Genomic DNA, 493 nt, shown 5'->3' on the forward strand with positions numbered 1-493 from the left:
GATCGTAGATCAGGTCGTGGCCCCAGACGGCCAGCGCCAGCGTCTCTGTCAGGACGTGGCGGGAGGCCAGCGCGTCCAGCATGGCCCGGATATGCGCCGCGTTGTGGTAGGTCCGCCGGGGGTCGGCGTAGAAGGGCAGCGCGAATGCCTCGGCGGCAGCTAAAAGGTCAGTCATACGGATTCCGATTGAACAGGGACAACACCTGTTCACTCCGAGCAGAGCGAGCAGGAAAAACGGTGGCCGGGAAAGGTGTTATCAACTCAGCGCTCTCCCGGTTTGCTAACGGATTGGACGGAAACCGTATCATTCGTCCAGTTCGGCCCTGGCGTCGCGGCCCATCAGGCTGGCGAGGCCCTCGTCGGGAGTCCACGCGCCGCCCGCCACCTGCGCCACCGCCCGCACAATCGGCAGGTCGTGGCCGTGCGCGCTGGCCCAGGGGTCCAGCAGTCCGGCGGTCCGCAGGCCCTCCACGACCTTGCCGCCCTGCTGGGG

1 pseudogene is annotated in these 493 nt (G+C 67.1%); it reads right to left on the bottom strand.

Features of this window, described 5'->3' with window-relative positions:
- Window positions 1-304 precede the first annotated feature (304 nt).
- Window positions 305-493: pseudogene (locus ACU8YE_RS24575) on the bottom strand (hypothetical protein); the annotation flags it as partial.

The organism is Ralstonia sp. VS2407 (assembly GCF_052950655.1).